This is a genomic window from Luteimonas terrae, assembly GCF_031457535.1.
Classification (GTDB): Bacteria; Pseudomonadota; Gammaproteobacteria; order Xanthomonadales; family Xanthomonadaceae; genus Luteimonas; species Luteimonas terrae_A.
Window position 1 is genome coordinate 1 of the sequence record NZ_JAVDWO010000026.1, and the last position, 1,183, is coordinate 1,183.

At 60.8% G+C, this 1,183-nt stretch carries 1 protein-coding gene; it reads left to right on the top strand.

The features are described from left to right. Positions 1–60: 60 nt before the first annotated feature. A protein-coding gene (locus J2W68_RS17950; RefSeq protein ID WP_310238768.1) for an IS3 family transposase occupies positions 61–1,160 on the top strand; the annotation gives its coding sequence in 2 pieces (ribosomal slippage) (positions 61–322 and positions 322–1,160; 1,101 coding nt in all). Positions 1,161–1,183: the final 23 nt, after the last annotated feature.

Consider the following 1,183-nt stretch of genomic DNA (forward strand, 5'->3'; position numbering starts at 1 on the left):
TTGAAGCGTCCTCGTTAATTCGATCCGCTCGGAAGTAGAGTTCCCACAGCAGGAGCTCACATGAAGAAGTCACGTTTCACCGAAGAACAGATGGTCCGGATCCTCAAAGAGGTCGAGGCCGGCGCGAAGGTTGCCGAGACGTGCCGCAAGCACGGCATCAGCGAGCCGACCTACTACGTGTGGAAGTCCAAATACGCAGGTCTGGAGGTGTCGCAGCTGCGGCATCTCAAGGATGTCGAGAGCGAGCTGGCGCGAATGAAGCGGATGTACGCTGAGCTGGCGCTGGAGCACCACGCGCTGAAGGATGTGCTCTCGCGAAAAGCCTAGGCCAGGCTCGTCGGCTGGAGCTGAGTCTGGCAATGCAAGTGGACCACGGACTGAGTGCGCGACGCGCAGATCGGGCGCTCGGTCTGTCGCGTTCGGCGCGGCACTATTACCCACGTGTTCGCAACGATACGCCGTTGGTCGCATTGATCGAAGCGCATCTCAAGATCAATCCGGGCCACGGCTTTGGCTTGTTGTTCGATGAGGCGCTGCGACCAACGGGCTGGGGCAAGACTCGGGCGTGGCGGGTGTACAAGGCGCTGAAATTGAATCTTCCGCGTCGCGGGAAGCGTCGTCTTCCCGATCGCATCCGCAATCCGCTCGAGGTACCAGCCGCCGCCAACCACACCTGGTCGGCGGACTTCATGTCGGATGCGCTGTGGTCGGGCCGCCGCTTCCGGACCTTCAACGTCAACGACGATTTCAACCGCGAATCGTTGCGAATCGAAGTGGACACAAGCCTGCCATCCAGCCGCGTCGTGCGTGCCTTGGACGAACTCGTCGAACTGCGCGGCGCACCGCGACGGCTCAGGCTCGATAACGGCCCGGAATTCATCAGCGCTGCATTGGCGCAATGGGCGGTTCGAAACTGCGTCGAACTGCTGCATATCCAGCCTGGCAAGCCCACGCAGAATGCCTACATCGAACGCTTCAACCGGACGTTGCGCACCGAGGTGCTCGACCGCTATGTCTTCACCAGTTTGCAGGAGGTCCGGCGGATGACTGAAGACTGGCGCCAACGCTACAACCACCAACGCCCGCATCGCGCCCTCGGCGGCTTGCCACCGATGCGCTATGCGATGGCACACTCACCCACCACCTCTACTTTTGAATGACTCGAAAAAAGGAGGACGCTTCA